This window comes from Candidatus Amarolinea dominans, assembly GCF_016704685.1.
Taxonomy (GTDB): domain Bacteria; phylum Chloroflexota; class Anaerolineae; order SSC4; family Amarolineaceae; genus Amarolinea; species Amarolinea dominans.
Genome location: NZ_JADIZS010000042.1, coordinates 19,391 through 44,977, shown reverse-complemented (window position 1 = coordinate 44,977; position 25,587 = coordinate 19,391). Strand labels below are relative to the sequence as shown.

The 25,587-nt window shown below is 64.5% G+C and carries 16 protein-coding genes and 2 pseudogenes; 14 read left to right on the top strand and 4 right to left on the bottom strand.

Annotated features, from left to right (window positions below; translation table 11 throughout):
• The 7 genes and pseudogenes from IPF85_RS21100 to IPF85_RS21070 all read left to right on the top strand — a co-directional run.
• Window positions 1-561, top strand: a pseudogene (locus tag IPF85_RS21100) (hypothetical protein); the annotation flags it as partial.
• A gap of 41 nt (window positions 562-602) precedes the next feature.
• A complete protein-coding gene (locus IPF85_RS21095) occupies window positions 603-3,116 on the top strand; it encodes a hypothetical protein (RefSeq protein WP_343410036.1) in 2,514 nt (837 codons plus the stop codon).
• Window positions 3,117-3,370: 254 nt separating this feature from the next.
• Window positions 3,371-5,326: a hypothetical protein gene (locus IPF85_RS21090; protein WP_343410035.1), complete on the top strand. Its 1,956-nt coding sequence runs from the start codon at window positions 3,371-3,373 to the stop codon at window positions 5,324-5,326.
• 17 nt (window positions 5,327-5,343) lie between these two features.
• A pseudogene (locus IPF85_RS21085) lies at window positions 5,344-5,438 on the top strand (alpha/beta hydrolase); the annotation flags it as partial.
• 39 nt (window positions 5,439-5,477) lie between these two features.
• A complete protein-coding gene (locus tag IPF85_RS21080; RefSeq protein ID WP_343410034.1) occupies window positions 5,478-6,383 on the top strand; it encodes a DinB family protein in 906 nt (301 codons plus the stop codon).
• 54 nt (window positions 6,384-6,437) lie between these two features.
• A complete protein-coding gene (locus tag IPF85_RS21075) occupies window positions 6,438-7,700 on the top strand; it encodes an MBL fold metallo-hydrolase (protein ID WP_343410033.1) in 1,263 nt (420 codons plus the stop codon).
• A 257-nt stretch (window positions 7,701-7,957) separates the two neighbouring features.
• On the top strand, window positions 7,958-8,722 hold the full coding sequence (locus IPF85_RS21070; protein ID WP_343410032.1) for a methyltransferase domain-containing protein: 765 nt from the start codon (window positions 7,958-7,960) through the stop codon (window positions 8,720-8,722).
• Here IPF85_RS21070 and IPF85_RS21065 read toward each other — a convergent pair.
• On the bottom strand, window positions 8,661-8,831 hold the full coding sequence (locus IPF85_RS21065) for a hypothetical protein (RefSeq protein WP_343410031.1): 171 nt from the start codon (window positions 8,829-8,831) through the stop codon (window positions 8,661-8,663). The genes IPF85_RS21070 and IPF85_RS21065 overlap by 62 nt on opposite strands.
• Window positions 8,832-8,949: 118 nt before the next feature.
• On the opposite strand from IPF85_RS21065, the gene IPF85_RS21060 reads away from it, so the two are divergent.
• From IPF85_RS21060 to IPF85_RS21045, 4 genes are all read left to right on the top strand, one after another.
• Window positions 8,950-10,410, top strand: coding sequence for a hypothetical protein (locus IPF85_RS21060; RefSeq protein WP_343410030.1), 1,461 nt, complete (start codon window positions 8,950-8,952; stop codon window positions 10,408-10,410).
• Window positions 10,411-10,742: 332 nt separating this feature from the next.
• A complete protein-coding gene (locus IPF85_RS21055) occupies window positions 10,743-11,129 on the top strand; it encodes a DoxX family protein (RefSeq protein ID WP_343410029.1) in 387 nt (128 codons plus the stop codon).
• 124 nt (window positions 11,130-11,253) lie between these two features.
• Complete coding sequence (locus tag IPF85_RS21050; RefSeq protein ID WP_343410028.1) at window positions 11,254-11,583, top strand: cupin domain-containing protein; 330 nt, start codon at window positions 11,254-11,256, stop codon at window positions 11,581-11,583.
• Between the two features lie 246 nt (window positions 11,584-11,829).
• Window positions 11,830-13,143, top strand: a complete 1,314-nt coding sequence (locus tag IPF85_RS21045) for a M1 family metallopeptidase (protein ID WP_343410027.1) — start codon at window positions 11,830-11,832, stop codon at window positions 13,141-13,143.
• Between the two features lie 44 nt (window positions 13,144-13,187).
• On the opposite strand, the gene IPF85_RS21040 is transcribed toward IPF85_RS21045, so the two are convergent.
• From IPF85_RS21040 to IPF85_RS21030, 3 genes are all read right to left on the bottom strand, one after another.
• The gene (locus IPF85_RS21040; RefSeq protein WP_343410026.1) at window positions 13,188-14,129 is read right to left on the bottom strand and encodes an NAD(P)H-binding protein; all 942 of its coding nucleotides are present in this window, start codon (window positions 14,127-14,129) and stop codon (window positions 13,188-13,190) included.
• On the bottom strand, window positions 14,126-15,760 hold the full coding sequence (locus IPF85_RS21035; protein WP_343410025.1) for an ATP-binding protein: 1,635 nt from the start codon (window positions 15,758-15,760) through the stop codon (window positions 14,126-14,128). The genes IPF85_RS21040 and IPF85_RS21035 overlap by 4 nt, the downstream gene beginning before the upstream one ends.
• A 107-nt stretch (window positions 15,761-15,867) precedes the next feature.
• Complete coding sequence (locus IPF85_RS21030) at window positions 15,868-23,472, bottom strand: NosD domain-containing protein (RefSeq protein WP_343410024.1); 7,605 nt, start codon at window positions 23,470-23,472, stop codon at window positions 15,868-15,870.
• A 345-nt stretch (window positions 23,473-23,817) separates the two neighbouring features.
• Here IPF85_RS21030 and IPF85_RS21025 point away from each other — a divergent pair, with 345 nt between their 5' ends.
• From IPF85_RS21025 to IPF85_RS21015, 3 genes are all read left to right on the top strand, one after another.
• Window positions 23,818-24,033 carry a hypothetical protein gene (locus tag IPF85_RS21025; RefSeq protein ID WP_343410023.1) on the top strand — a complete coding sequence of 72 codons (216 nt, stop codon included), beginning with the start codon at window positions 23,818-23,820 and terminating at the stop codon, window positions 24,031-24,033.
• A 250-nt stretch (window positions 24,034-24,283) separates the two neighbouring features.
• Entirely contained in the window at window positions 24,284-24,871 is a 588-nt protein-coding gene (locus IPF85_RS21020) for an SRPBCC family protein (protein ID WP_343410022.1), read from the top strand.
• Between the two features lie 89 nt (window positions 24,872-24,960).
• Window positions 24,961-25,575 carry a hypothetical protein gene (locus IPF85_RS21015; RefSeq protein ID WP_343410021.1) on the top strand — a complete coding sequence of 205 codons (615 nt, stop codon included), beginning with the start codon at window positions 24,961-24,963 and terminating at the stop codon, window positions 25,573-25,575.
• Window positions 25,576-25,587 lie beyond the last annotated feature (12 nt).

Here is a 25,587-nt window from a genome sequence, read left to right as displayed (position 1 = left end):
CACAGCCACCAGCGGCATGCCATCGGGGTGTACGGCGTGACCGGTTCCGACAGCGGCTATGCCGGGTACTTCGTTGGCCGGGTGCATGTGCTCGGTGCGCTGAGCAAGTCCGCGGGGTCCTTCAAGATTGACCACCCGCTCGATCCGGCCAACCAGTACCTCTCCCACTCCTTCGTCGAGTCGCCGGACATGATGAACATCTACAACGGCAATGTGACTACAGATGCAGAGGGGCTGGCGGTGGTCATGCTTCCCGAGTGGTTCCAGGCCTTGAACCGGGACTTCCGCTACCAGCTCACCGTGATCGGCCAGTTCGCCCAGGCCATCGTGGCCCAGGAGATCAAGAACAATCGCTTTGTCATCCGCACGGATAAGCCGCAGGTCAAGGTCTCCTGGCAAGTGACGGGCATCCGCCAGGACGCCTATGCCAATGCCCATCGCATCCCGGTGGAGGAAGAGAAGCCGGCCGGGGAGCTTGGCCTCTACCTGCACCCTGTCGAGCTGGGCCTGGACGCAGAACTGGGCCTGGACTACCAGCGCAACCTCGACCCGCCGGAGTAATCCGAGCCGGGCGGGGTGGCGCAGTCAACGAAGGAGTCAACATGTCTGGCACAATGAGACAGAAACTGCTGATGGCGTTGGCCGCAGCCCTGCTGGCGACCGTGAGCATCCATGCAGGGGCCGCGTCCCTGAGCGGGCTGACGCCCGCGCGGGTGCTGGCCGGCCCCTGCGCGCCAGGTGCGTCCTACGACCCCGCCTGCGACGCAGACCACGACGGCGACGTGGACATCTTTGACATCCAGCTCGCGGCCGGCCATTGGGGACAGGCGGGGCCGTGGAGCAGCGGCAGTTGGGACCTGACCGGCAATGCGGCAACGGCACCCGGCACGCACTTCGTCGGCACCACGGATAACCAACCCCTCGAGCTGAAGGTCAACAACCAGCGTGCCCTGCGCCTGGAGCCGCACACAACCAGCCCCAACCTGGTGGGCGGCCACAGCAGCAACAGCATCACCCCTGGCGTCTATGGCGCCACGATCAGCGGCGGTGGCGCGACGGCCGGCCCCAATGCGGTCGGTGGCGCCCACGGCACGGTCAGCGGCGGGTACGCCAACAGCGCCGGCGGGCCTTATGCCACTGTGGGCGGCGGCTACGTCAACCTGGCGCCGGTCGCCTGGACCACGATTGGCGGTGGCTCGATCAACACAGCGAGCGGGACGTATGCCACGGTCAGTGGGGGATTCGGCAACACGGCCAGCGGCCCCTCGGCCACGGTCAGCGGTGGCGGCCGGCGAGACCCGGGCAACCCAGCCACGGGTAACCTGGCGACCGACAAGTGGAGCAGCGTAGGCGGCGGGGCTGGCAATCAGGCCGGTACCAACAACGGCAACGTCGAGGACGCCTGGGGCAGCACAGTGGCCGGCGGGGCTGGTAACCAGGCTCTTCACATCGCGGCCACCGTGGGCGGCGGCGAGAGCAACGTGGCCAACGGCCAGTATGCCACCATTGCGGGTGGGTCTGCCAACGCGGCCGGCCATTATGCCGCCGTTGGCGGCGGCGTAGACAATGCGGCCTACGGCGATTACAGCACGATTGGCGGTGGGGCATACAACCAGGCCAGCGGCCATGCAGCAACAGCCGTTGGCGGTGGCCAAAACACCGCGGGCGGAGCCTATGCGACGATCGGCGGCGGCCTGGGTAATATCACCAACGCCGGCTATGCCACGATCGGTGGCGGCGGACGGACCGACGCGCTCAACTCGGCGACGGCCAACCGCGTTACGGACGATTACGGCACGGTGAGCGGCGGTGGCAACAACCAGGCCGGTGACAATGCCGGCACGACCGGCGACCGGACGTATGCCACGGTCAGCGGCGGCGAAAGCAACACCGCCAGCGGCGCGTTCGCCAGCGTGGGTGGGGGGTCGCAGAATACGGCGAGCGGCGGCACAGCCATCGTTGGCGGCGGCGAGCAGAACCTAGCCAGCGGAGGCTGGGCCGTGGTGGGTGGCGGCACCGGCAACATCGCCAGCGGCCTGGCGGCGGGCGTGTTGGGCGGCTCGTCGAATACGGCCAGCGGCAGCTTCGCCAGTGTTGGCGGCGGTTTTGGCAATACGACGACCGCGGCGTACACGACGATCGCCGGCGGCGGACGCAGCAACCCGGCCGATCCGGCCACCGGCAACCGCGTCACCGACGATTACGGGAGCGTGGGCGGCGGCGGCAACAACCGCGCCGGCAACGCCGGCGGAACCAGCGATGACCGCCCCTACGCGACGGTGGCTGGTGGGTACGGCAACGTGGCCAGCGGTAGTTATGCCGCGGTGGCTGGTGGCTACGGGAACGACGCAACTGCGACCCAGGCCACGGTGGCCGGTGGTGTTCACAACGATGCGACCGGTGACAAGTCCTTCGTAGGCGGCGGGGAGGGCAACACCGCCTCGGGCATCGGTTCGGTCGTGGGCGGCGGCGCGTTCAACACGGCCAGCGGGACGAATGCCGTGGTCCCCGGCGGTGCGTACAACGAGGCGATTGGCAATTACAGCTTTGCAGCCGGCCAGCGCGCCCGAGCGCTTACGGTTGGGACCTTTGTCTGGGCCGACTCCCAGCCCTACAATTGGGCGATTTTTGACCCTGACGGGTGGGATGTACGAGCCACCGGTGGTGTGCTATTTAGCGTAGCCGTCAACGGCACCGGCGGCTCCACGGTGTTTTGCCAGCTATACGCAGATTCCAACGGTTGGGTCTGCAGTGATATTCGACCCAGGCCGGACAACCTGACGACAGTCAACGGATCAGAGGTGTTGCAGCGCCTGAGCCAGGTGCCCATCTCAACCTGGAGCACCACGCACGACGACCGCACAGTGCGCCACATTGGTCCGCAGGCGCCAGATCTCTACGCGGCGTTTGGGCTGGGCGAGGATGAACAGTCCCTCAACGCGCTCGACATGAACGGGATCGCATTCGCCGCGATCCAGGGGCTGTATCAGATGCTGCAGGAAGCGCAGAACACAAACCAGGCGCTGGCTGCCCAGAACGCCGGCCAACAGGCTCAGCTCGACAAGCTGAGCAGCCGGCTCGCCGCGCTCGAGCAAGCGCTGGGACAAAGTCGTTAGCCCTACTGCAAGCGGGAATAGACGTCACTTTTCCGTCCACGGAAACAGGCGCAATTCGTGCCCGCTTGCAGCATAGCCTGTTTTCGACACCCTAATGGGTAGGTCAGGCACTTGCCCGCCCCGCCGCAGAACGTTTGGCGGAAACGGAGTTCCTACAGGTTGTGTGCGATTTGCCAATGACCACAAACTGTTGTGTAGAAACATCTGTTCTATGCCGAAAACAGGCATAGAACAACATTCAGGAGGTATGAGTCATGATTCCCATCGTTCGTGTGACTGCCCTGGCAGTCGTGTTGATGTTCCTGGCGCTGGCGATGGGGCCGGCCAGCGCGCAGGAGCCGCCGGAAAGCCCTGAAGTGGGCGTCTGCCTGGCGGGCGGCGGCTATGCCTCGGGCTGCGACGTTGATCAGGATGGCGACATTGACGTCTTTGATATTCAGTTGACCGCCGGCCGCTGGAGCACCAGCGGCAGCTACACCTCGGGTCACAACCACTGGGGCGAGACGTGGACGGGGGCCTCCGGCGCGCACGGCCTGCGAGTTGAGCACACTGCCGCCAGCGGCGACACCTCCGGACTGGTGGGTGTGTCCGCCAGCATGGCAGGCCGCGGCGTCTTTGGCTATGCATCCAATACAAACGGCCAGAACGACGGCGTGCTTGGCATCAGCGAGAGCAATGGGGGTCGCGGTGTGCGCGGCCTGGCGACGTCCACCAGCGGTACGACCTTTGGCATCTACGGCGAGTCCAACGGCAACTCCGGCAGCGGTGTGTTCGGCTACGCCTCATCCTACACCGGCACGACGAACGGCGTGGGCGGCGTGTCCACCAGTAGCAACGGCCGTGGCCTATATGGGTCTGCCGTCGCCGCCAGCGGCGCAACCTATGGTGTATACGGCGAATCCGTCAGCACGACTGGCCGTGGTGTATACGGCGTTGCAACCAGCACCAGCGGTCAAACCTATGGAGTGCTTGGTGCGTCTGACAGTTCATCTGGTCGCGGCGTCTTCGGCGTTACAACCAGTACGAGCGGTCAGGCCTATGGGGTCCTTGGCCAGTCCAGCAGCACGGATGGCCACGGTGTGTCTGGCTCCGCATTAGCCGCCAGCGGACCAACCTATGGGGTGTACGGCACGTCCAGCAGCACCGGCGGTATCGGCGTGTATGGCGCTGCCACAGCCGCCAGCGGCACGACCCACGGGATGTACGGCCAGTCCGCCAGCACCGATGGCCGCGGGGTGTATGGCCGGGCCACCGCCACCAGCGGCGCCACCTATGGGATGTTCGGCCTGTCGGCCAGCAGCGGAGGCCGCGGGGTATATGGTCTGGCCTCATCTGCCAGCGGCACAACCTATGGGGTACATGGCCAGGCCAGCAGTCCCGATGGCCGCGGCGTTTATGGCTACGCCCCATCCACCAGCGGCAGCACCTTTGGTGTCTACGGCCAGTCCGCCAGCACCGATGGCCGCGGCGTTTATGGGGTCACGACAGCCACCAGCGGCACTACCACCGGGGTGTACGGCTGGTCCGACAGCGGCAATGGCCGCGGCGTGTATGGTTATGCTTCAGCCGCCAACGGCACCAACTACGGGGTGCGTGGCACGTCCGAGAGCACCACCGGCCGCGGTGTGTACGGCTATGCGGTCGCCAGCAGCGGCACCAACTATGGCGTGTACGGCGCGACCGAATCTGCCAGCGGCTATGCCGGGTACTTCAGCGGACGCGTGCATGTCAGCGGCACGCTCAGTAAGTCGGCCGGCTCCTTCAAGATTGATCATCCCCTGGACCCGGCCAACCAGTACCTCTACCACTCCTTCGTCGAGTCGCCCGACATGATGAACATCTACAACGGCAACGCGACGCTGGACGGCGACGGCGAAGCCTGGGTGGAACTGCCGGCCTGGTTCGAGGCGCTGAACCGGGACTTCCGCTACCAGTTGACGCCCATCGGCGGGCCGGGGCCGAATCTCTACATTGCCCAGGAGGTGAAGGGCAACCGCTTCCAGATCGCGGGCGGCAGCGCGGGGCTGCGGGTTTCCTGGCAGGTGACGGGCATCCGCCAGGACGCCTACGCCAACGCGCACCGCATCCCGGTGGAGGAGGAAAAGCCGACCGACGAGCGCGGTCTTTACCTGCACCCCGTCGAGCTTGGAAAGCCAGCGGAGCTTGGCCTGGATTACCAGCGCAGCCGGGAGCGGTTGGAACAGCCGTAGATGGAGAGGCTCTTATCATGAGCACGTTCGTTCTCATTCACATGGTATGTTTCATGGCGGCTGGCGCTGGAAGAAGGTGCTGCCCCTGCTGCGCGCAGCAGGGCATGTGGTATAATTCCCTCCGACTCGCAAGCAATCAGAGGAGCACAAGATGACAACCAATTCACCAACCTGGGCCGATACCCTCGTCCATCTCCTTGCGCTGGCTTCCCGGCTGGAGGACGAAGGGCAGTACAACCTCGCCAAGCTGACGCGCGCGATCGCCGATTCGCTGAGCCGCCAGGCCGCCTATCGGATGGCCGCGCCCATCGCTACGGATGAACTCGCCGCCGACCTCAAGCAGACCGCGGCCGCGCTTGCCAGCCTGAATGTGAGCGCCGCGGCGCGGTCGGCCCTCGAACAAGGCGCCGACGTGATGGCCGGCGGGAGCATGCCCCTGATTACCACCATCCCGCACCCCCATGTCTGCCGCACCTGCGGGCATCTGCTGCTCGGCGCGCCGGAGACGAACTGCCCGACCTGCGGCGCCTGGCCCGGCACCTACCAACGCTTCATGCCCAACTACTGGCTCGACGCGTTCGAGCCGTTGGCGGCCATCGAACGTCTGCGCCAGACGCCGCTCGACGTGGCAACGCTGCTGGAAGGACTCACGGAGGCGCAGTTGAACCAGGCGCCGGCCGGCGGCGGTTGGGCGATTCGCAACGTCCTGACGCACCTGCGCGACGCGCAAGATGTGCTCGCTTTCCGGCTCGACCTCTTCCTGCAGGAAGAACACCCCCTGCTGGAAGCGAAGGCGGTTTGGACCTGGGCGGCCAACGAGGGGGAGCGTCCGCCCACCGCGCTGGAGATCTTCCGAACCTACCGGGCTGCGCGCACGGAAACGTTGCACAAGCTGGAACAGATGCCGCTGACGCACTGGTGGCGCACGGGCCGGCATCAGGAGTTCGGCCAAGTGACGCTGCGCCAGCAGGCCAGCTACTTCGCCGCGCACGAGCTGACCCATCTCTCGCAGATCGGCGTGCTGCGCCGCACCTGGCCGTCGAATGGCCCGGCGTAATGTCTGGAAGCGCCCGCGCTGGCCAGCGGCCACCTGCAGGCCGGAGGTTTGCCGGTGCGCGATAACGTGCGCGTGGGTAACAATGTGCTGGTGCAGGGCGGATTGAGCGTCGGGCCAGCCGGCGCGCTCATCGGCGGTGACGCAGCCGTGGAAGGCGATCTGGGTGTGCTCGGCGGCCTGGTACGACCACGACGACGTGCAGCGAGTGGTTGCCGAGCTGCGGACGCTGGCAACCGATGTCACGCTGGAGCTGTGGGGGCCGTCGCCCATCGTGCCGCAGCCGATCCGTCCCGGAGGCTGACGGCGACGAGCGTAGACGCCAGGATTCTACGCCTACCATCTGTACACGGTGCGCCGGCATCTTGGCATGGCCAGGCGTTACTGTGCTGCGATCGAGGGATGATGAAAACGGTCAATCAGCAAGTGAAACCACCCGCGGCTCAATTCCATAGGCAGGTCATCGGCGAGGTCGAGCTGATTGCGCTGAGCGACGGCGGGATCAACTACCCGGCGGCCATGATCTTCGGGAACGTGCCGCCGGAAGGCGCAACGCGTTACGACCTGCCAGGGCGTCAACTGTTTCTCCCCTACACGCTACTCCTCATCAGAAGGGGACGCAGCCTGACGCTGTGCGACGTTGGCGCCGGCGATCTCGGCAACCCGGGCGATCAGGCATTCCCCGGTCTCGACCACAGGACGTCGCGCACCAACCTGCTGGTCCCCAGCCTGTTGGCGGCGGGGATCGATCCGGGCGAGATCAATATCGTCCTCATCACACATGCTCACCCCGATCACGTCGGGGGGATGCTTGACGCTGAGGACCGGCTGGTCTTCCCCAATGCCCACTACACCATCGCGCAAAGGGAGTGGGACTACTGGATGGCGGCCGATCCTGCGACGGCCGGAGCAGCCGCCCTGCGCGGGCATCTCGAGCAACTGATCGCAACGGCCAGAAAGGCACTCGATGCGATTGCCGGGCGCGTCACCCTCGTGCAAGGCGACGAAGAAGTAGCGCCCGGCATTCGCCTGGAATCCACGCCTGGGCACACGCTCGGCCACATGATGGTCACGATTGCAGCGGGCGGCCAGACAGTCTACAACATCAGCGACCTGGTGGTGCATCCGCTTTTCATCGAACACCCGCAATGGGCGCCGGCCATTGACATGGATGCCGGGCAGGCCGATGCAGTGCGACGCCGGTTCTTCGCACGCGCCGCCGCTGAGAACGCGCTCGTTTTCGGCCATCACCTCGGGCCGTTCCCCAATCTTGGGCGAATCGTGCAGTGGGGCGATGCGTGGCAGTGGCAGCCAACGTGAGTAGCTGGTCATCCATGCTCGTCGAGACCGTCGCCATCACCCTGTGCAGCACGGTCGTGAGGGACAATGCCTGAGCTTACCTACGCCTCATTCATGGTCCGCCTGTGGCGCGAGCCGGCCGGGGAAGCCGTGAACCGCGAAGCGCCGGTCTGGATGGGCGAGCTGGAGTCCATCCAGATCGGCCGGGCCTGGCAGTTCCAGGGGCTGGAGCCGCTCTTGCCGCTGTTGGCCGCGCACCGTCCGTGGAGTTACGGATTATGCCTGAAAACACCCGTCTCCCCATCTTCGAACGCTGGGCTGCGCGCTACGATCAATCGGTGCGCACCGACCAGGGCATCTTCGCCAGCTACGATGAGGTGCTGGACGCGGTCGTCCGCGCCGCGACGGTCGCGCCGGGCATGCGCGTGCTGGAACTGGGCATCGGCACCGGCAACCTGGCCCAGCGCTTCGTGACGTTGGGCTGCGAAGTCTGGGGGACGGACTTCTCGCCGGCGATGCTGGCGATTGCGCGGGAGAAGGTTCCGCAGGTCACGCTGATCCAGATGGATCTGACGGCCGAGTGGCCGGAAGCCCTGCAGCAGCGCTTCGACCGCATTGTCGCCAACTTCGTGCTGCACGAGTTCGACCTGGCGACAAAAATCAGCCTGTTACAGCGGCTGGCGACCCATCATCTGATGGCGCAGGGGCTGATCGTCGTCGGCGATGTGGCCTTTGCCACGGCCGAATCACGCCAACAGTCGGGCGCAGAGACGTGGGACGAGGATGAGTTTTACTGGGCGGCCGATGAAACGATGGCCGCCTGCGCCGGAAGCGGGCTGGAGATCGCTTTTCGGCCGTTTTCCTGGTGTACCGGCGTCTTTGTCGTCCGGTTGAGTTCACTGATGAATGACGAATTGGTAAAGGCGGTCCAAGTCGCGAAAAAAGAGGCTCTACCAATCGGTAGAGCCTCATGGATTGTCTCTAATTGGCTGGCGCCACCGTTGCGCGCATCTGATCCACCCGCTGTTGCAGCCAGACGTTGACCAGGGTCTGTGTGCTGACCTGGCGTTGCCTGGCGATGCGGTGCAGATCGTTCATCAGCTCCGGTTCGATGCCAACCAGGGAGCGCCGTGCGGTAGGATCGAAGGTCATCTCGACCTCATAGATGTCGCCAGCAAGGCCCCCCAGCCGTCTTGACAAAGATGTTGGGATTTCGAGCCTGTGATATACTACGCCGATCAACGTCACGACAAAGTGAAAGGAGCTTGTGATGAATTCGAGGGTTCGTTTCGTGATGTGTGTGGTGACGCTGGCGACGCTGGCGCTGAGCATTGGGCCGACCAGTGCGCAGGAGGCGCCGGATGGCCCCACCGTAGGCGCGTGCGCCGCGGGGGCCGGCTATGCCTCGGGCTGTGATGTGGACCAGGATAGCGACGTTGACATCCTGGATGTGCAGTTGACGGCCGGGCGCTGGAATTCCAGCGGGGCGTACGCCCCGGGTCACAACCACTGGGGGGAGACGTGGACCGGCGCGACGGGCAGTCACGGTCTGCGGCTGGAGCACACGGCCGCCAGCGGCTCCACGAGCGGCATCGTGGGTCAGAGCGCCAGCAGCGACGGCCGCGGCGTTTACGGCTATGCCAGCGCGGCCAGCGGCCCAACCTACGGGGTGCGCGGCCAGTCCGACAGCACCGGTGGCCGCGGGGTGTTCGGTTATGCTGCCGCTGCCAGCGGCACAACCTACGGGGTGCGCGGCCAGTCTGTCAGCACGTCTGGCACCGGTGTGTCTGGCTGGGCCTCGGGCGGCAGCGGCGAAACCTATGGAGTGCATGGCCAGTCTGACAGCCCGTCTGGCAACGGTGTATTTGGTTATGCCACCGCCGCCAGCGGCTTCACCTACGGGGTGTACGGCCAGTCGGATAGCTCATCCGGCCGTGCTTTGTACGGATATGCCACGGCTGCCAGCGGAGAAACCTATGGTCTGCTTGCCAAGACCGACAGCACCGAAGGACGCGGGGTGAGCGGTTGGGCCACGGCCGCCAGCGGCGCCACCTATGGCATGCATGGTACTGCGCAAAGCACGGCCGGGCGTGGGGTGTATGGCTCAGCTTCGGCCACCAGCGGCCTGACGTTCGGGGTGTACGGCACGACCGCCAGCACCAGTGGTCGCGGGGTGTACGGTTATGCCACAACGAGCAGCGGCACGAACTATGGCGTGTACGGGGTGACCAATTCTGCCTTGGGCTACGCAGGCTATTTCATCGGCGCCGTGCATGTCAACGGCACGCTGAGCAAATCGGCCGGCTCGTTCAAGATTGATCACCCGCTTGATCCGGCCAACCAGTATCTTTCCCACTCGTTCGTCGAATCGCCCGACATGAAGAACATCTACGACGGCGTGGCAGTTCTGGACGCCAACGGCGAGGCCGCGGTGACGCTGCCGGCCTGGTTCGAGGCGTTGAACAAGGACTTTCGCTATCAGTTGACGCCCATCGGCGGCTGGGCGCCGCTCTACATCGCGCAAGAGATCCAGGGCAATCTTTTCCGCATCGCGGGCGGCCAGCCAGGCATGAAGGTCTCCTGGCAGGTGACGGGCATCCGCCAGGACGCCTACGCCAACGCGCATCGCATCCTAGTGGAGGAGGCGAAGCCGGCCGAGGAGGCCGGGCTGTACCTGCACCCGCTGGAGTTGGGGCAGCCGGCGGAGTTGGGGCTGGATTACCAGCGTTAACGTCAGCCGTGCGGAGCGGTTGGAGGCAGAAGATACAGAATCATGTCGAACCGCTCCCGCGAGCGTAACACGCTATTGTGTGCTATAATGTGATAAGACTGGCGCAAGCAGAGTGCCAGACATCAACTTTTAGTCCATCTCAGCCAAGAGTCGTGGCCGCCGGCGGATATGAGCAAGTTCCTCGCGGTGCGGGCGAAGTACGACGTCTACGATCCGCCCGTCAGTTGACCCAGTGACATCACGGTCTCACAAGGAGCATTCAATCTCAGAATGACATCCGTAGCGATAGCGAGCTTTGCGGTACTGCCAATCATGATAAGGAGACGATCACTATGAACATTTTCCTATGGGTCCTGCAAGTCCTTCTCGGTGTTTTCTTCCTTTTTAATGGGATCGAACACTTCACTCTGCCGCCGGGCCTGCCCGCGCAGATGGCCTGGATGTACGACCTCCCCGGTGGCCTGCACCTCTTCAGCGGAACGGCCGAGATACTGGGCGGTCTCGGCCTGATCCTGCCCGGCCTGACTCGCATCCAGGCCCGGCTGACACCACTCGCCGCGCTCGGCCTCGCCATCGTCATGGTCGGCGCGGCAGCCTGGCACATCACGCGCGGCGAATTCCCGAACGTGATCATGAACATCGTCGTGGCGGCGCTGATGGGCTTCGTGGCCTACGGCCGCTGGAAGCTCCGCCCGCTCAAGGATAGAGCCGCATCGTAGCCGAAGTGTCGCCATGAAATGGTTCTATTGGACATCGTTCAGGGTGTGACTAATGTCGCTGTGCGCTTTTCGGCGTGTGTGTTACACTGCCGATAACCCTAACGAACGCAAGGAGCATATCATCATGACCACTGCCGCCGATACCCCCTTCATCTGCATTGACGACTTGCTGGCCCAACTGCCGGACATCCCGCCAGACAGCATCGTCAGCCGCACCTTCTATGGAGACGATCGCGTCAAGGCTATCCTCTTCGGTTTCGCGGCCGGCCAGGAACTGTCAGAACACACGGCCGCCAGACCCGCCATCCTGCATTTCCTACAGGGTCACGCCCGCCTGACGCTGGGCAGCCACGCGACGACGGCTGATCCGGGCGCCTGGGTTCACATGCAGCCCGGCCTGTCGCACAGCGTGTTTGCCGAGACGACGGTCGTGATGCTGTTGTACCTGGTTTAGGTCTCTCTGTAGAACAGGAAAGAATAGGAATGAAATGAGACAACCATGAACTGGAAACAGGTTTTGCAGCAGGCTATGGCAGTGACCCTGGTGATGTTGTTCTTGGCTGGATGTGGAAGCGCCATACCCACTTCGGTCGTCGAAGCTCCGGCTCAAACACCAGAGCCGCCAGCGCCGACCCCACCATCCGCTCCGCCAACACCTGGCTCTGGACCAAAGTCCGGGGCGTCTGGCCTCGGCGACTCCTTGTATCCCGGCTTCGGTAATGGCGGCTATGATGTCCAGCATTATCGCCTTGACTTGACCGTCAGTGATGTTGGCGCCAGTACCCTAAACGGCGTCGCTACCATCGAAGCAAAGGCGACGCAAGATCTGATCGCTTTCAACCTGGACTTCATCGGTTTCACCATCGCGGGCATCACCGTGGATGGTCAGCCAGCCGAGTTCAGCCGCAGCGGGCAAGAATTGACGATCACGCCGGCAACGCCACTTGACGCAAACGAGCTCTTCACGGTCGAGGTAACCTACCACGGCGCACCTGAAGCGATTGAATCGGTTGCGATCCCTGTGCCGACCGGCTGGGTGAATTTTGGTCGGGGAAGCTTCGTGTTGAGCGAACCCGACGGCGCTGCCAATTACTACCCGGTCAACGACCATCCCCTGGACAAAGCGACCTACACCTTCCGCGTCACCGTGCCCAAACCCTTCGCGGTTGCGGCGAATGGAGTGCTGGCTGACACGATTGATCACGGCGATTCCACCACCTTTGTGTGGGAAGCCCGTGATCCGATGGCAAGTTATCTGACCACGGTGAACATCAGCGAGTTCGAAGTCGAAACCGAGGAAGGCCCGAATGGGATACCAATTCGCAACTACTATGCGGTGGGATTGGACGCAGCGATACGCGCACCTTTCGCCCGCCAGGCGGAGATGCTCGCCTTCTTTGGCGAAATTTTCGGCCCGTACCCCTTCGCGGTGTATGGTTCGGTGGTGATGAATACGGAGGTTGGCACCGCCCTGGAAGCGCAGACGATGGCGATCTTCGGCGTTGACATGATCAATCTTGAGGACATCTCGTCCGCTGAGCGGATCATTGCCCACGAAGTCGCGCATCAATGGATTGGCAACAGCGTCAGTCTGGCGGATTGGAGCGACATCTGGCTGAATGAAAGCTTTGCGGCTTATGCGGAGGGGTTGTGGGTTGAACACACAGAGGGGCGCGAAGCTCTTGATGCGTGGGTCAGAGACCAATACGAGCATGTCGTTGATTCCCGAGAGAAGATGACCCCGCCGGGCAAACCCGCGGCTGACAGCCTGTTCAACGGCGGGGTGTACGCCTGGGGGGCGCTGGGACTGCACGCGCTGCGGCTCGAGGTTGGCGATGAGGCCTTCTTCGCTATTCTGAGGACCTATTTTGGCCGCTTCGAGGGTGGCAATGTCAGGACTGCCGATTTTATCGCCGTGGCGGAAGATGTCAGCGGACAGGAATTAGGGGCGTTCTTCGATAGCTGGTTGTATAGCGAGGAAATTGCCCCTATGCCTGCGCTGGGGCTGAAGTAGGTACACCACTGATCAAGGCGGTAAAACCTTTCACGAGTCGCATCTCAATTGCTTCGATACGCGGCCACGCGATCCTGACGCCGCGCCAATTCGCTCGTGTAGCGCCGGCCCAAGGTGTCAGCATGGGTCGCGATCCACGCGCTGAGCGCGGTTGCGCCGGCCGGTTGGGCATCCACATAGAGTAGATTCGCCATCAGTCCGGCGATCTCCTCGTGCGTGATGGTCACATCGCCGACCAGCGCGCCGACCGCACGACCGACCCAGTAGCCCACGGCCGGCGGCATGCCGATCACCGGCCGCCGTGCGCCGATCAAGCGGCCGATGGTCCCCACCATCTCCCGGTAGGTGAACGTTTCGGGGCCGATGGCGTTAATGATCGCGTTCTCCCGCGCCGCGCCCTGCACCACGGCCAGGGCAGCCAGGTCATCCACGTAGATCGGTTGCAGCTTGTAGGCGCCGTCGCCGAAGACGCCGAAGATGGGCAGGCGGCGCAGCAGCCAGGCGATGTTGTTGATAAGGATGTCCTCCTTACCGAAAAGCACCGTGGGCCGCAGGATGGCATACGACAGACCTGACTCGATCAGCGCCCGCTCCAACTGGGCCTTGCCGCTGAAGTACTCCAGCGGCGAGTCCTCCGAGGGGTTGGTGATGCTCACTTGCACGATCCGCGCCACGCCGGCGCGTTTGGCCGCCTCGAAGAGCACGAGTGTATTGCGCACTGCGTCCGCGTGGCGAAAGAGCGGGTGGTTGAAACGTACCCAATAGGTGTTGTAGAGCACCTCGACCCCCTGCAGCGAGCGCGCCAGCTCGTCAGGCCGGTCGAAGTGGAACGGGTAAATCCGCAGCCGGCCTCCGAACGCGTTGGCGCGGTCGGTCGAGTTGGTGAGGGTAATCGTCGGCTGGCCCTGGGCAAGCAGACGTTGCGCAATGTACTTGCCGGAATAGCCGAACGCGCCGGTGACGGCGTGGATGGGAGCTTCTGTCATTGATTCCTCTGACTCTGTTCAGTAACCGGCTCTGACTTCCAGTCGCCGATGGCGCGTTTTTCCTTGTCGAAGGCAATGCCGATCAGCACCACCGGTTTGCCGCTGGCGCGGTAGGGCCGGTCGTAACCGCGCGCCCGAATCTGATCGAGCGCAACCTGCGCGCTGGTCATCTTGAATTCGATGATGTAGATTCTGTTGGGCAGTTCCAGCACCGCGTCTATACGGCCATGCGCCATGACCTCTTCGGCGTTCACCTCGAAGCCAAGTACGCTGAGGATCAGATAGACCAGTGAATGGTAGTAGGCTTCCAGCGGAAGATGAATGGTGTGAGGAATGCTGGCAAAGACCGAATTGAGGATCAGCACAAATTCTGCGATGGAATCGCGGCGCAGCGCCTTCTGCAGCCTGCCTGTCAAGGAAGATGGAAGGGCGCCTACCCGTGGCCCCAGATAATCCGCCAGCAAGTATTGCCTGAAAGCCTGTGCCACTTCGTGATTGGGGTAGCCAAGCCGGTATTCGGTGCCAGCGACAGAGGGCAGTCTCTCTCGAATGGTGAGATAGCCGGTCTGAAATAGCAGGGAGACCGCATCTATGTGATTCACGTCGGCCGAATCGAGCAACCGGTTGTCGGCATAGATTTCGTCCAGTTCATAGGCGGCCACCTGGTTGCTGCGCAGGAGTTTGATCAAGAAACTGGGCGTGGCGGTGGCGAACCAGTGATTCTCGAAGCTCTGCAGTTCGAAGAAGACCAGCGTGGAGAAGGGCACATAGAGCGTCTGCTTGCCATCCCAGGAAAAACCGTTGTACCAGAAGCGGATCGCTTCCACCATCTCCGGCCGGCTGACTTCGAAGCGTGCGGCCAGGGCTTCGATGCGGTCGGGGAAGTAGCGCTCCAGTTCCTCCTGCGTGTAGCCCACCAGGGTGGCAAAACGCTCGTCCAGGGTGATGTCGAGCAGGTTGTTCAGATCGGAAAAGAGCGACAGCTTGCCGTACTTGGAGATACCGGTCAGGAAAGTCCAGTGGATGTGGTTGGACGCGGTGGTCTTCAGCACCGAATAGAAATTTTTGAGGGTGGCGATATGCTCGGCCACCTTCTGCTCATTCTCCAACAGGTCGGTGATAGCCCGGTCGTACTCGTCAATCAGTAGCACGATTTTTTGTTCTGCGGACAGGTGAACGATCAGTTCCTGGAATTTCTCTTTGTAGTGTTCAGCCTGCAGTTGAATTTGATGCTCGGCGGCCAGGCGATCCAGGTGATTGGTCAACGCCAGCTCCAACGGCTGTTCGTGATAGTCCAGATCGTTGAAGTTGATCACCAGCACCGGGCGCGGCCGCCAGTCAACCTTGTCTTCGATCCAAAGCCCGCGGAAAAGCTCACGATGTCCCTGGAAGAGATGCTGCAGCGTGGAGACCAGCAGCGACTTGCCAAAACGCCGCGGCCGCGATAAGAAGACGAAGGTTCCTGTGTTGATCAGCCGATGGATCAGTTCAGTCTTGTCAACGTAGAGGAAATTGCCTTCGCGCAGCGAGTCGAAGAACTGGATACCGATCGGCAGCTTTTGCATGGCGTTATTGTAGCACAATTGCGTCAGAAGTTGGAAATCACCCTCACGATCGGGGTTGATTCGCATCGTTATGATCTGTATCGTGCGGGTATTCCATCCACAGAAAAGTATTCCATCCACAGAAAACAGGTCATCAAGCAGGCAGCCGGCACTGACTGCCGCCGCCGAGTGAATTAGGGTCGCCCGGCGCTCGCCACCGACGCCGGCCACCAGGACGGCGTCGGAATGGCCCCGCGGCCCGCCAGCCCGCTGTGGTTGATGGTCACCAGGCGGTCGCCCTGCGAGGCGCCGACGTTGTACGGCGTCGCATTCGGGTCCGCGCCTTGCCCCACCTCTACCCACCACATGTAGACTTCGCCTGACGGCCAGCCGGCGGGAATGCCCGTCAGGTTGACGCAAGCTACGTTACCCAGGAAGGCCGTCGTGGCGGTTTCGCCGGTCAGCCAGTTGTAGAGCGCCAGCCGGTAGGTGTCGGTAGCTACGCCGCGCGGAGTCCAGCAGAACTGCGCCGGCAGCGTGACCTCGGCTCCATCCTCTGGCGAGACCAGTGCGACATCGGCCACGTCGAAGTCTCCGCCCCAGGCCGTCGCGCCTGCGGTGTAGGCGGCCAGCCGGTTGCCCCACCAGCTCCACAGATACCCCTCACCAGGGTTGGGGTCGTCGGGGGTGTTCAGGTAGCGCACCGCATAGAACTCGCCCGCGGCCAGCGCCGGCGCGCCGACGAAGAGATAATTGCCGTTTGCGGCCGTCATCGTCGTGGCCTGTGTGCTCCAATCAGCGCCGTTCCAGCGCTGGAGGTCCAGCCGTAAACCGCCCGCGGCCGTGCCGTGCGAGGTGACCCGACCGTAGATGCCATTGGCAGACGCTGTGGCTGTGGGGGTAGCGGTTGGCGTGCGCGTGGGCGTGACGGTGGGCGTGCGGGTGCGCGTGGCGGTCGGTGTGTTGGTCGGCGTGCCCGCAGACGCGGTGGGCGTGCGCGTGGGCGTGACGGTGGGCGTGCGGGTGCGCGTGGCGGTCGGTGTGTTGGTCGGTGTGCCTGCGGACGCGGTGGGCGTGCGCGTGGGCGTGGCGGTCGGTGTGCCTACGGACGCGGTGGGCGTGCGCGTCGGGGTACGCGTCGCGGTCGGTGTGCGCGTGGGCGTGCTGGAAGCGGCGGAGGTCGGCGTGACGGTCGCGGTGGCCGCGCCAGAACGGCAGCCGAAGTCCTGCGCCCAGTAATGTTTGTAAGTGCTTGCTGCGTTGTAGCCGTAGCCGACGCCAATCTCGCAGACCAGGGGATTGAGGAGATTGGCGCGATGGGGCGGGCTGTTCAGCCAGGCATTCACCACTGCTTCGGCTGAGTCCTGCCCCCAGGCGATATTCTCAGCAATCGTGTAGTGCGGCGAGTAACCGAAGCCGACCAATCTCGTGGTCATGTCACGGCCCAGGCGATCAATATGGTTGGCGCTGATGTAGTTATACGCCGCCATGTCCCCGGCGAACCAGGCGGCCGCATTGCCCAGGTTGGCCTGTGTTTGCAGCGGCGGCAGGCCGTTTTGGCTGCGCGCAGCGTTACTCAGCTCGATGACCCGGCGCACAAAATCGTTGCTGGTCGTGGTTGGCGTGGCCGTGGGCGTGCGCGTGGGCGTTGGCGTGGGGCCGCCCCCGCCCGCGCGCCGCAGCAGCGGCAGATACAGGCGTGACGACTGCATCCGGAACCGGGCCGCCTGGAAGCTGGTCTGCTGGTCGAAGCTCACGCGGACGCCGAAGGTGTACTCGCCTTCCGGTGAGGTGGGCAGTCGCCCTTCCAGCGTCAGCGTGTTGGCGCCGGGCGCCAGCGTGCGCGTGCCGCTCTCGGAGAGCGCCGGGATCGCCTGGCCGCGCGCATCCACCAGGATCAGGCTGTAGGTCGCGGTCACATCCTGCCCCACGCGGCCGGCGCTGCTCGTGGTATTGCTGATCACCGCGCGCAGACGGATGGACGCGCCGGGCGCCAGCGTAACCGCTGGATTGCCCGCGCCGTCCGTCGCCTCGACCGCGGCCATCTGCACAGGCGAGCAGGCGCGCGGGGTCAGGCCGATGTCCAGGTCCGTCACCGGCGGCGGTACGGTCACGGTGCGGCTCTGCGCGTCGGCGAAGCAGGGCTTGGCGGCCAGCACGTAGAAGCTGCCCGCTGACGTCTGCCAGCCGTAGCGACCATCGCTGTTCGTGGCCTGCGGGTTGAGCTGCCCGGAAAGGGCCGGGTTCCAGATCGCGTCGCCCGTGACCGGGTCGCGCTGGTAGAGCGTCACCACCGCGCCTGGCAAGGGGGCGCTCGTGCTGGCATCGAAGACCTTGCCGGCCGGATCAATGCAGGCCAGCCGGCCGCTCAGCACAGTCTCGGTCATGGTGACGCCATCGGACCAGACGACCCGCTTGGTCACGACGCTGCCCAGGGCCGTGTTGGGGACGCTCGCCGCGCCGCGGTAGAGTCCGCCGCCGGAAAAATTGGACACACGGGTCATGACGCCCAGCAGGTTGCCCTGGCTGTCCACCAGGGTGACGCTGCTCGGCGGGTCGCCGTAGATCGGCTCCTCGACTGTGATGCTTGCGTGTGGTACACATGAGACCACGAAGGGATAGTTGGCTGAAGTCACCCCGCGCCAGGTGTAGGGGCCGTAGGTGACGGTGGCCGCGCCCAGCCCGCGGCTGACATCCGACCGCACGGTGAATCCCTGGGCGAGTACGCCTGCCCGGCCGTTGGGATTGGTCACGGTTACATCGTACGCGCCTGGCGCCAGGCCCGCGACCAGCGTTCCGCGCACGCGCGCGCGGAAGGGCGGCGCTGTCTCGTCGGGCAAGTGCTGAAGGCCCTGCACGATGCTCGACCCCACCGCCGCCTGCAAGCCGGGCTGGAAGAAGTAGCCCAGGATGGTGACTTCGACGTTGATGCCCGCGCTGGCTGACGCCGGTTCGATGGCGTCTACGATCGGGGTCGCGCCGTCGAAACAGCGCGAGAACTCCGAGGTGTTGCCGTTGGGGTCCGTGGCGGTGGCCGTCATCTGGTGTCCGGCCGGCACCGCATTGACGAAGGTGGCCGAGAACGCGGCATTGCCCGAGGCGTTGGTGGTGGCCGTGGTTGCGCCCAGGAACGTCCCACCCTCGCCGTAACCCGAAGGATCGCAGGTGGGGCTGGTGAAGAATTCCAGCCGATAGCTCTGCGAGGGCTGGCTGTTGATGGAGCCGGTCAGGGTCTTGCGGTTGGCGGAGAGGGTCAGCAGCAGCGGGAAGTTTTGCAGGCGGTTAGGGCCATCGTCCGCGTCGCCACTGTCGTTGGCCGTCGCCCCGGCCGGCGCCAGGTCGAGGCCCAGGCTGCCGTTGGCGAAGATGCTGTTGACCGCGAAGGTGTTGGTCCGGCCAGAATCGGCGAAGACGCCTGCCCCGGCGTTATGGGCGATGACATTGCCTTCGCCCGCTCCCGCGCCGCCGATGTCGTTCTCACTCGCGCCCAGGGTGAAGAAAACGCCATGACCATCATTCCCCAGCGCGCTCGTTCCGTCCGCCGCGGCGCCGATGAAATTGCCTTGCACGGTATTTGTGGTTGCGCCCGGCCGCGTCAGTTGGATGCCGTCCTCGCCGTTGCCGGAGATGACGTTGCCCGGCTGAGGGCCTGCGCTCGTGCGCGGCCCGCCGATGGTGTTGCCACTGGCGCTGTCAATGACCACGCCCGCACGGGTGTTGCCCAAACTGGCCGCGCCCACCGCGTCCGGGCCGATCAGGTTGCCCAGCACCTTGTTGCCGCTGGCGGCCGTGCCATAGATGCCCACGCCGTTGCCGCTGTTGCCAGAGATGACATTGCCGGGCAGCGCGCCCGCTGGCGCCGTCGCTCCGCCAATGATGTTACCCGGCGCACCCTGCACGATGATGCCATCGCTCCCGTTGCTCAAGGCGACCGTGCCCGCCGCGTTCACGCCGATGGAATTGCCCAGCACCTTGTTGCCGCTGGCGCCCGCGCCTTCGATCTTCACGCCCGCACGGCCGTTGGCTGCAATCACGTTGCGCGGCGAGGCGATGCCGACCAACGTTTCGCCGCCGATGGTGTTGCCCGGCGCGCCTTGAATGAAGACGCCGTCCAGACCGTTGCCCAGGGCCCGTGTGCCCGTCGCGTCCGTGCCAACCAGGTTGCCCCGCACGACATTGCCCATGGCATTGGGGCCGGAGATAGCGATGCCATGTCCTTGCGCGCCGACCAGCCCGTTGCCGGAGATGGTGTTGCCCGGCGCCGTCCCTATCACGGTCGTCTCGCCGCCAATCGAATTGCGCGGCGCGTCGAAGATCTTCACGCCGTTGGCCCCATTGCCCAGCACCCGCGCTCCGGTTCGATTCGGCCCGATCATGTTGCCCTGCACCCGGTTTTCCGCGGCGCCGCTCTGGATGGCGACGCCGTCGAGCATGTTGCCCGAAATGATGTTCTCGACGTCGAACCCCGTTCCGCCGATCTGATTGGTGTTCGTTCCCGCGTTCGTCAGCAGCACGCCGCTGAGCAGATTGGGCAGGGCGTTCTCACCGGCTAGGTCCGTGCCGATCAGGTTGCCCTGCACCGTGTTGTTGGCGGCAGCCAACGAGATGAGCACACCCACCCCGCGGCCTTCAGCGCCGTCGCCGTTGCCGGAGATCAGATTGCCCGCGAGCGCGGCCGGCGGGTTGTTCGACCCGCCGACTGTGTTGCCGGGCGCACCGGTGATCTCGACGCCGTGAAAGCCGTTGGGCAGCCGTCTGGCGCCGGTCGCGTCCGCGCCGATGATGTTCCCCAACAGCCTGTTGCGCGTGGCGCCGCCCGCCAGAATCACGCCGTCCTGCACGTTGCCGGAGATCAGATTGCCGGGCGCCGCGCCGCGGGTTGCCGTAGCCCCGCCAACCGTGTTGTCGTTCGCCGCGTTGATCTGCACCCCGCTGAGTCCGTTGCCCCTGGCCGTCGCGCCGGCCGCATCCGTGCCGATACGATTGCCGGCCACGGTATTTTGGGTGGCGCCGTTCTGCAGGCTGATGCCGTATTGGCCGTTCCCGGAAAGCACATTGCCTTCGCCGACGCCTGGCCCGCCGATGGTGTTCGTATTTGCCGCGTCCACGACCACGCCGCTCTGGCCGTTGCCCAATGCCGTCGTCCCGGCCGCGTCCATGCCAATCCTGTTGCCCTGCACCTTGTTGCGCGCTGCAGCCTCCGCCAGACGCACGCCGTCCTGACTGTTGGCCGCGATGATGTTGCCCTGGAACGCGGCCGACCCGCCGATGAGATTGAGATCGCTGCCCGTGCTGTAAACTGCCACGCCGTGGCGCCCGTTGCCCAGTCGGGCGTTGGCGGTATTGACGCCGATGGCGTTGCCGTAAATGATGTTCTCTGCCGCGCCGTTCTGGATCGTCACGCCATCCAGCCCGTTGCCGACGATGATGTTGCCCCCATCAACCGCAACCCGCCCCACCTGGTTGGTGCGCGTGCCCGCGCCGTCCAAAATCACGCCGCTGAGCCGGTTGGGCCGCGCCAGCGTGGCGGTGGCGTCCGCGCCGATGACGTTGCCTTCGATTTTGTTCAGCGTCGAGCCGGCGCTGACGAACACGCCCACGCCGTTGCCCTGGCTGCCATCGCCGTTGCCCGCGATGACGTTGCCGGGCGCGCTGCCGGCGGGGTTGGCCGGCGCGCCGATTAAGTTGCTGGACGCGTTCTCGAGCGAGACGCCGTGCTGGCCGTTACGCACCACCGTGGCGCCATCCGCGGTCAGGCCGATGAAGTTGCCGTAGATGCGGTTGCTGACCGCGCGATCGCTCAGCAGCACACCGCTGCGACCGTTGCCCGCAATCACGTTGCGTGACTCGCGATCCTCGCCGCCGATCAGGTTGGCGGCCGTGCCGGAGCCAACCAGCGCGACGCCCGCGTTGCGGTTGCCCAGGTTGGGGTTGCCCGCGCTGTTCGTGCCAATCAGGTTGCCCTTGATTTCGACGCCGGTCGTGGTCCCGTGTAGAACAATGCCGACCCCGCTGCCGGCCGCGGCGCTGCCGTTGGCCGCAATCACGTTGCCGGGCGGCGCGCCCGGCGTGGCGCTGCGCCCGCCGATGAAGTTGACCCCGGCGTCCGCCACCTCGATGCCGTGCAAATAGTTGCCCAGCGCCCCCCCGGCGCCGGTCAGGCCGATGAAGTTGCCCTGGATACGATTATCTCTGGCGCCGTTGCCGATCCACACGCCATCCAACTTGTTGCCGGAGATGACGTTGCCTTCGGCCGCGGTCGTCCCGCCGATCGTGTTTTCCCTGGCGCCGTTGATCTCGACCCCATGGCCGGCGTTGCCCGGATCAGGGTGGGCGAACGGCACGGCGCCGATCAGGTTGCCGAGCACGTGATTGCCCGCCGATGTGCCCGAAATATGCACGCCGCTGCCGGCGTTGCCCGCGATCACGTTCTCCGCGCCGTCGGCCGTGCCGCCAACCTGGTTGTCGAAGCTATTCGCGATGGCGATGCCGGCGCTGCCGTTGCCCAGAAGCCCTGCGCCCCATTGCAGCCCAACTCTATTGCCCTGGATGCGGTTCCCGTTGGCGCCGGCATACAGATAGATGCCAACGTTCCCGTTGCCGGAGACCACGTTGCCTTCCTCCTCCGTATCGCCGCCGATGTCGTTGCCGTTGGCGCCCTGGAACACGATGCCGTAGCTCGTGTTCGGCAGGGCGGCGAGGCCCGAGCTCGTCAAGCCGATCCCGTTGTTCTGAATAGAGACGCCCGCGGTCCCGTTGTAGAGCAAAACGCCATTGGTGTTGCCGGAGATCAGGTTTCCCTGTCCCTCCGCGGCCCCCCCTACGTAGTTCTCATTCGCGGCTTGAATGCTGACCCCCGCGCCAGGGCTGTTGCCCAGGGCTTGATCGCCCGTCTCGTTCGTCCCCACGTAGTTGCCATAGATCCGGTTGCCGGTCGTCGCGCCGTTGATGAACACGCCGGTATGGTTGGCGCTGATGACATTCCCCTCTACGCGGTTGTTGGGGGAGCCGCGAATCTCGATGCCCGAAAGCGCGTTGCCCTTCGCTTGCGTGCCGCTCAGACCAACGCCGATATAGTTGCCGGTAATGATGCTGCCGCCGCCGTCCAGAATGAAGATTCCAACCTGGAAGCGGTTGATCGCCAGCCCCTTCACCGTGGTGGAACCTGCCCGGATCTCAAGCCCATTGGCCTGGTAGGACGGGGTGCCGTCCAGCTCGATGACCGGGGCGCCGTTCCAGCCGGGCTGCGTGGTCGCGTCAATGGTCACCGGATCGGTGATGACCGGCAGCCCCGGCCCCTGCATGAAAATCGTGTGCGGCCCAGGCGGATCAATGGCAAAGGTGATGTCGTCGTGGCCGGGGTTGGCGTTGGCAAGATAAATGGCGGCGTAGAGCGAGTCTGGCCCGTCGGGGTTGGCGTTGCGCACGATGTAGCCCTGGGGCGCGGCAGATTGGGCGGCCGCTGGCTGCGTGGGCAGTGGTCGCGCGGTCGCGGGAATGCCGCCAACGACCGTCGCGGCCCGAACGCCATCGGCCCAGGTTGAGGCGTAGGCGAGGGGCGCCGACGAGGAGACGACAACCGCGCCGGGCGCGGTCTTCTTCGACGCCGGCGCTGAAGCGCCGCGGACGACGAAGGTCGTCTGCAGGCCAGCGGGAGCCGGGATGGGTGCGGTTCGACGCGGCCCTTCCGCCGCAGACTGCGAACCTGCGGTGAATGTCAACATGAGGGAGATCGCCAGAGTAAAGGCAATGTGCCCGGCGCGGGCAGCCAGGCGCAGCAAGGTGTATCGCAGCGGCATGTATCTTATCATCGTGTTCATGATCACCATCTTTCCCAGGGCTTATGCTACACTCACTGCACAATCCGCCGTCGGTAGTTGCCGCGTATTTTGGAGTTGTTTGACAGAGCGATGAAGAAATCTGACTGCCTCATGGCGGCAGGCGGAAAGGAGCATTCTGTGTGAGAGATAATTTACGGACTTGTATAGCACTAATACCGAATTAAGTCAAGTCGGGTTGGAGATGGACAGCAACCCCAAATGTGGGTTTTGGGCAGAATCGGCGCAGTTCGGGTGACTCCCACGATCCGGACCGGTGCAAGAAGGAGGAAAAAATGAACTACTCGCGCTCGAAGGCGATACACCATGGATAACGAGAGACGAGCGACGATCAGAGAGCGATTAGCCCTGGTCAGCGACCAGTTGACAACGGGTGACAGCGCGCTGGCTGTCGTCTTGAGCGAGGCGCGCTTGCAGGCGGGGTTGGCGGCCTACGAACGCGCTCGAGCCGATGGCCTGTGCCATGAAGGCGCCTGGGAATGCGCGCTGGAGGCCATGCAGGCTCCTGCCGCTGAGACCTGAGTATGCGTGCCGCCGTAACTGCTCAGCCAGGCAGTGAGAATGGTCTCGATAGCGCCCTTCGTGTCCTTGCGACTTTGGGTTGAATAACGATTTTTACACAAGGGCGCGGCGCAGGAAAGCGCGCGCTTTCCGAAAAATGAACAAGAAGTGAGCACTGTTCGATCTGTTCACAGAGCATCATTCGCGTGTATCCTGGGGTCACTGATGATCGGTACGAGGCCGATGTCAATCACCGGCAGGAGATGCAATCATGACGAACCCAGGCGCCGAGAGACCGCTTTCCAATTCCAATCCCAACACTCATGCCGCCGTTCTCGACGCCAGCCAGCCCGGCCTGTTGACTGCCCGCGTACACTATTCTTTTACCACCATCTGGCAACTCGCCGCACCGGTTGCCCCCATCTGGACGGCGATTACCGAGGTTGAGCGATGGCCGCAGTGGTGGCGGGGGGTCGAGGCGGTCGTCCGCCTGCGCCGCGGGGACAGCCGCGGGATCGGCGCCGCCCACCACTACACCTGGAAGAGCAAGCTGCCTTATCGTCTCACCTTCGTGATGGAGACAACCTGCATCGAACCGTTCCGGCGCATCGAGGGCCGCGCCACAGGCGAGTTGGAAGGGACCGGTTACTGGACCTTCAGCGAAGCCAATGGCATCACGACTGCGCGCTACGATTGGAACGTGACGACCACCAAGCGCTGGATGAATCTCCTGGCGCCGCTCGCGCGACCGTTCTTCGCCTGGAACCACGACATCGTCATGGCGTGGGGCCGCGAAGGGCTGTCCGCCTTACTGACTGCGCCCCCTGCAAGCCTGGCCTCGACGGCCAGCCAGGCCTGAGGTGCGCAGTCAGGGCGGCGCCTCCCGCGCAAGACCTGTCGAATGGCCGCAAGCGCCATCTTCAATATCCTGGTAACGAGGTATCATCTATGAACGCATCGTCCGCTTTCGACCGCGCCGCCGGCCTGGCGGCCATCGCGGCCGCGCTGATCGGGCTGCTGTACTCTGTGGCGTTCGTCGTCCTCCAGAACGCGCTGCTCTACTCGCTGTGCCTGCTCATTGGCGGCCTGTTGTCGCTCGTGGCCCTGGTGGCCTTGTTCGAGCGGCTGGGCGAGGCCGATGCGCAGGTTGCCATGCTCGGCCTGATGCTGGGCGCCATCTCGGCCGTGGGGGCCACCATTCACGGCGGCTACGACCTGGCGAATGTCCTCAATCCACCGGGAGAGCTGCCGGCCGCTGTGGCCGCCCTGCCCAGCCAGATTGACCCGCGCGGCCTGCTCACCTTCGGCGTGGCCGGCCTGGCCGTGCTGATCGCCGGCAGCCTCATGCGCCGTCATCTGAGCTTCTCCCCTGGCTTTGGCGCGTTGACATTCCTGCTCGGCGCGCTGCTGATCGTGGTCTACCTGGGCCGGTTGATCGTGCTGACGCCCACCAGCCCGCTGGTGCTGCTGCCGGCCGCGCTGACCGGCTTCGTCGTCAACCCGCTGTGGTACCTGCTCTTGGGCCTGAGCCTACGAGCATCTCGCCTCGAAAAACCAAATTGATAGGAGCAAGAA

Bases quoted from the DNA above. Each gene is read 5' to 3' on its own strand.
- IPF85_RS21035 (WP_343410025.1), bottom strand. From the start codon at position 15,760: ATGCGAATCAACCCCGATCGTGAGGGTGATTTCCAACTTCTGACGCAA.
- IPF85_RS21015 (WP_343410021.1), top strand. From the start codon at position 24,961: ATGAACGCATCGTCCGCTTTCGACCGCGCCGCCGGCCTGGCGGCCATC.
- IPF85_RS21065 (WP_343410031.1), bottom strand. From the start codon at position 8,831: ATGACCTTCGATCCTACCGCACGGCGCTCCCTGGTTGGCATCGAACCG.
- IPF85_RS21050 (WP_343410028.1), top strand. From the start codon at position 11,254: ATGACCACTGCCGCCGATACCCCCTTCATCTGCATTGACGACTTGCTG.
- IPF85_RS21095 (WP_343410036.1), top strand. From the start codon at position 603: ATGTCTGGCACAATGAGACAGAAACTGCTGATGGCGTTGGCCGCAGCC.
- IPF85_RS21025 (WP_343410023.1), top strand. From the start codon at position 23,818: ATGGATAACGAGAGACGAGCGACGATCAGAGAGCGATTAGCCCTGGTC.
- IPF85_RS21060 (WP_343410030.1), top strand. From the start codon at position 8,950: ATGAATTCGAGGGTTCGTTTCGTGATGTGTGTGGTGACGCTGGCGACG.
- IPF85_RS21090 (WP_343410035.1), top strand. From the start codon at position 3,371: ATGATTCCCATCGTTCGTGTGACTGCCCTGGCAGTCGTGTTGATGTTC.
- IPF85_RS21040 (WP_343410026.1), bottom strand. From the start codon at position 14,129: ATGACAGAAGCTCCCATCCACGCCGTCACCGGCGCGTTCGGCTATTCC.
- IPF85_RS21020 (WP_343410022.1), top strand. From the start codon at position 24,284: ATGACGAACCCAGGCGCCGAGAGACCGCTTTCCAATTCCAATCCCAAC.
- IPF85_RS21030 (WP_343410024.1), bottom strand. From the start codon at position 23,472: ATGCCGCTGCGATACACCTTGCTGCGCCTGGCTGCCCGCGCCGGGCAC.
- IPF85_RS21080 (WP_343410034.1), top strand. From the start codon at position 5,478: ATGACAACCAATTCACCAACCTGGGCCGATACCCTCGTCCATCTCCTT.
- IPF85_RS21055 (WP_343410029.1), top strand. From the start codon at position 10,743: ATGAACATTTTCCTATGGGTCCTGCAAGTCCTTCTCGGTGTTTTCTTC.
- IPF85_RS21070 (WP_343410032.1), top strand. From the start codon at position 7,958: ATGCCTGAAAACACCCGTCTCCCCATCTTCGAACGCTGGGCTGCGCGC.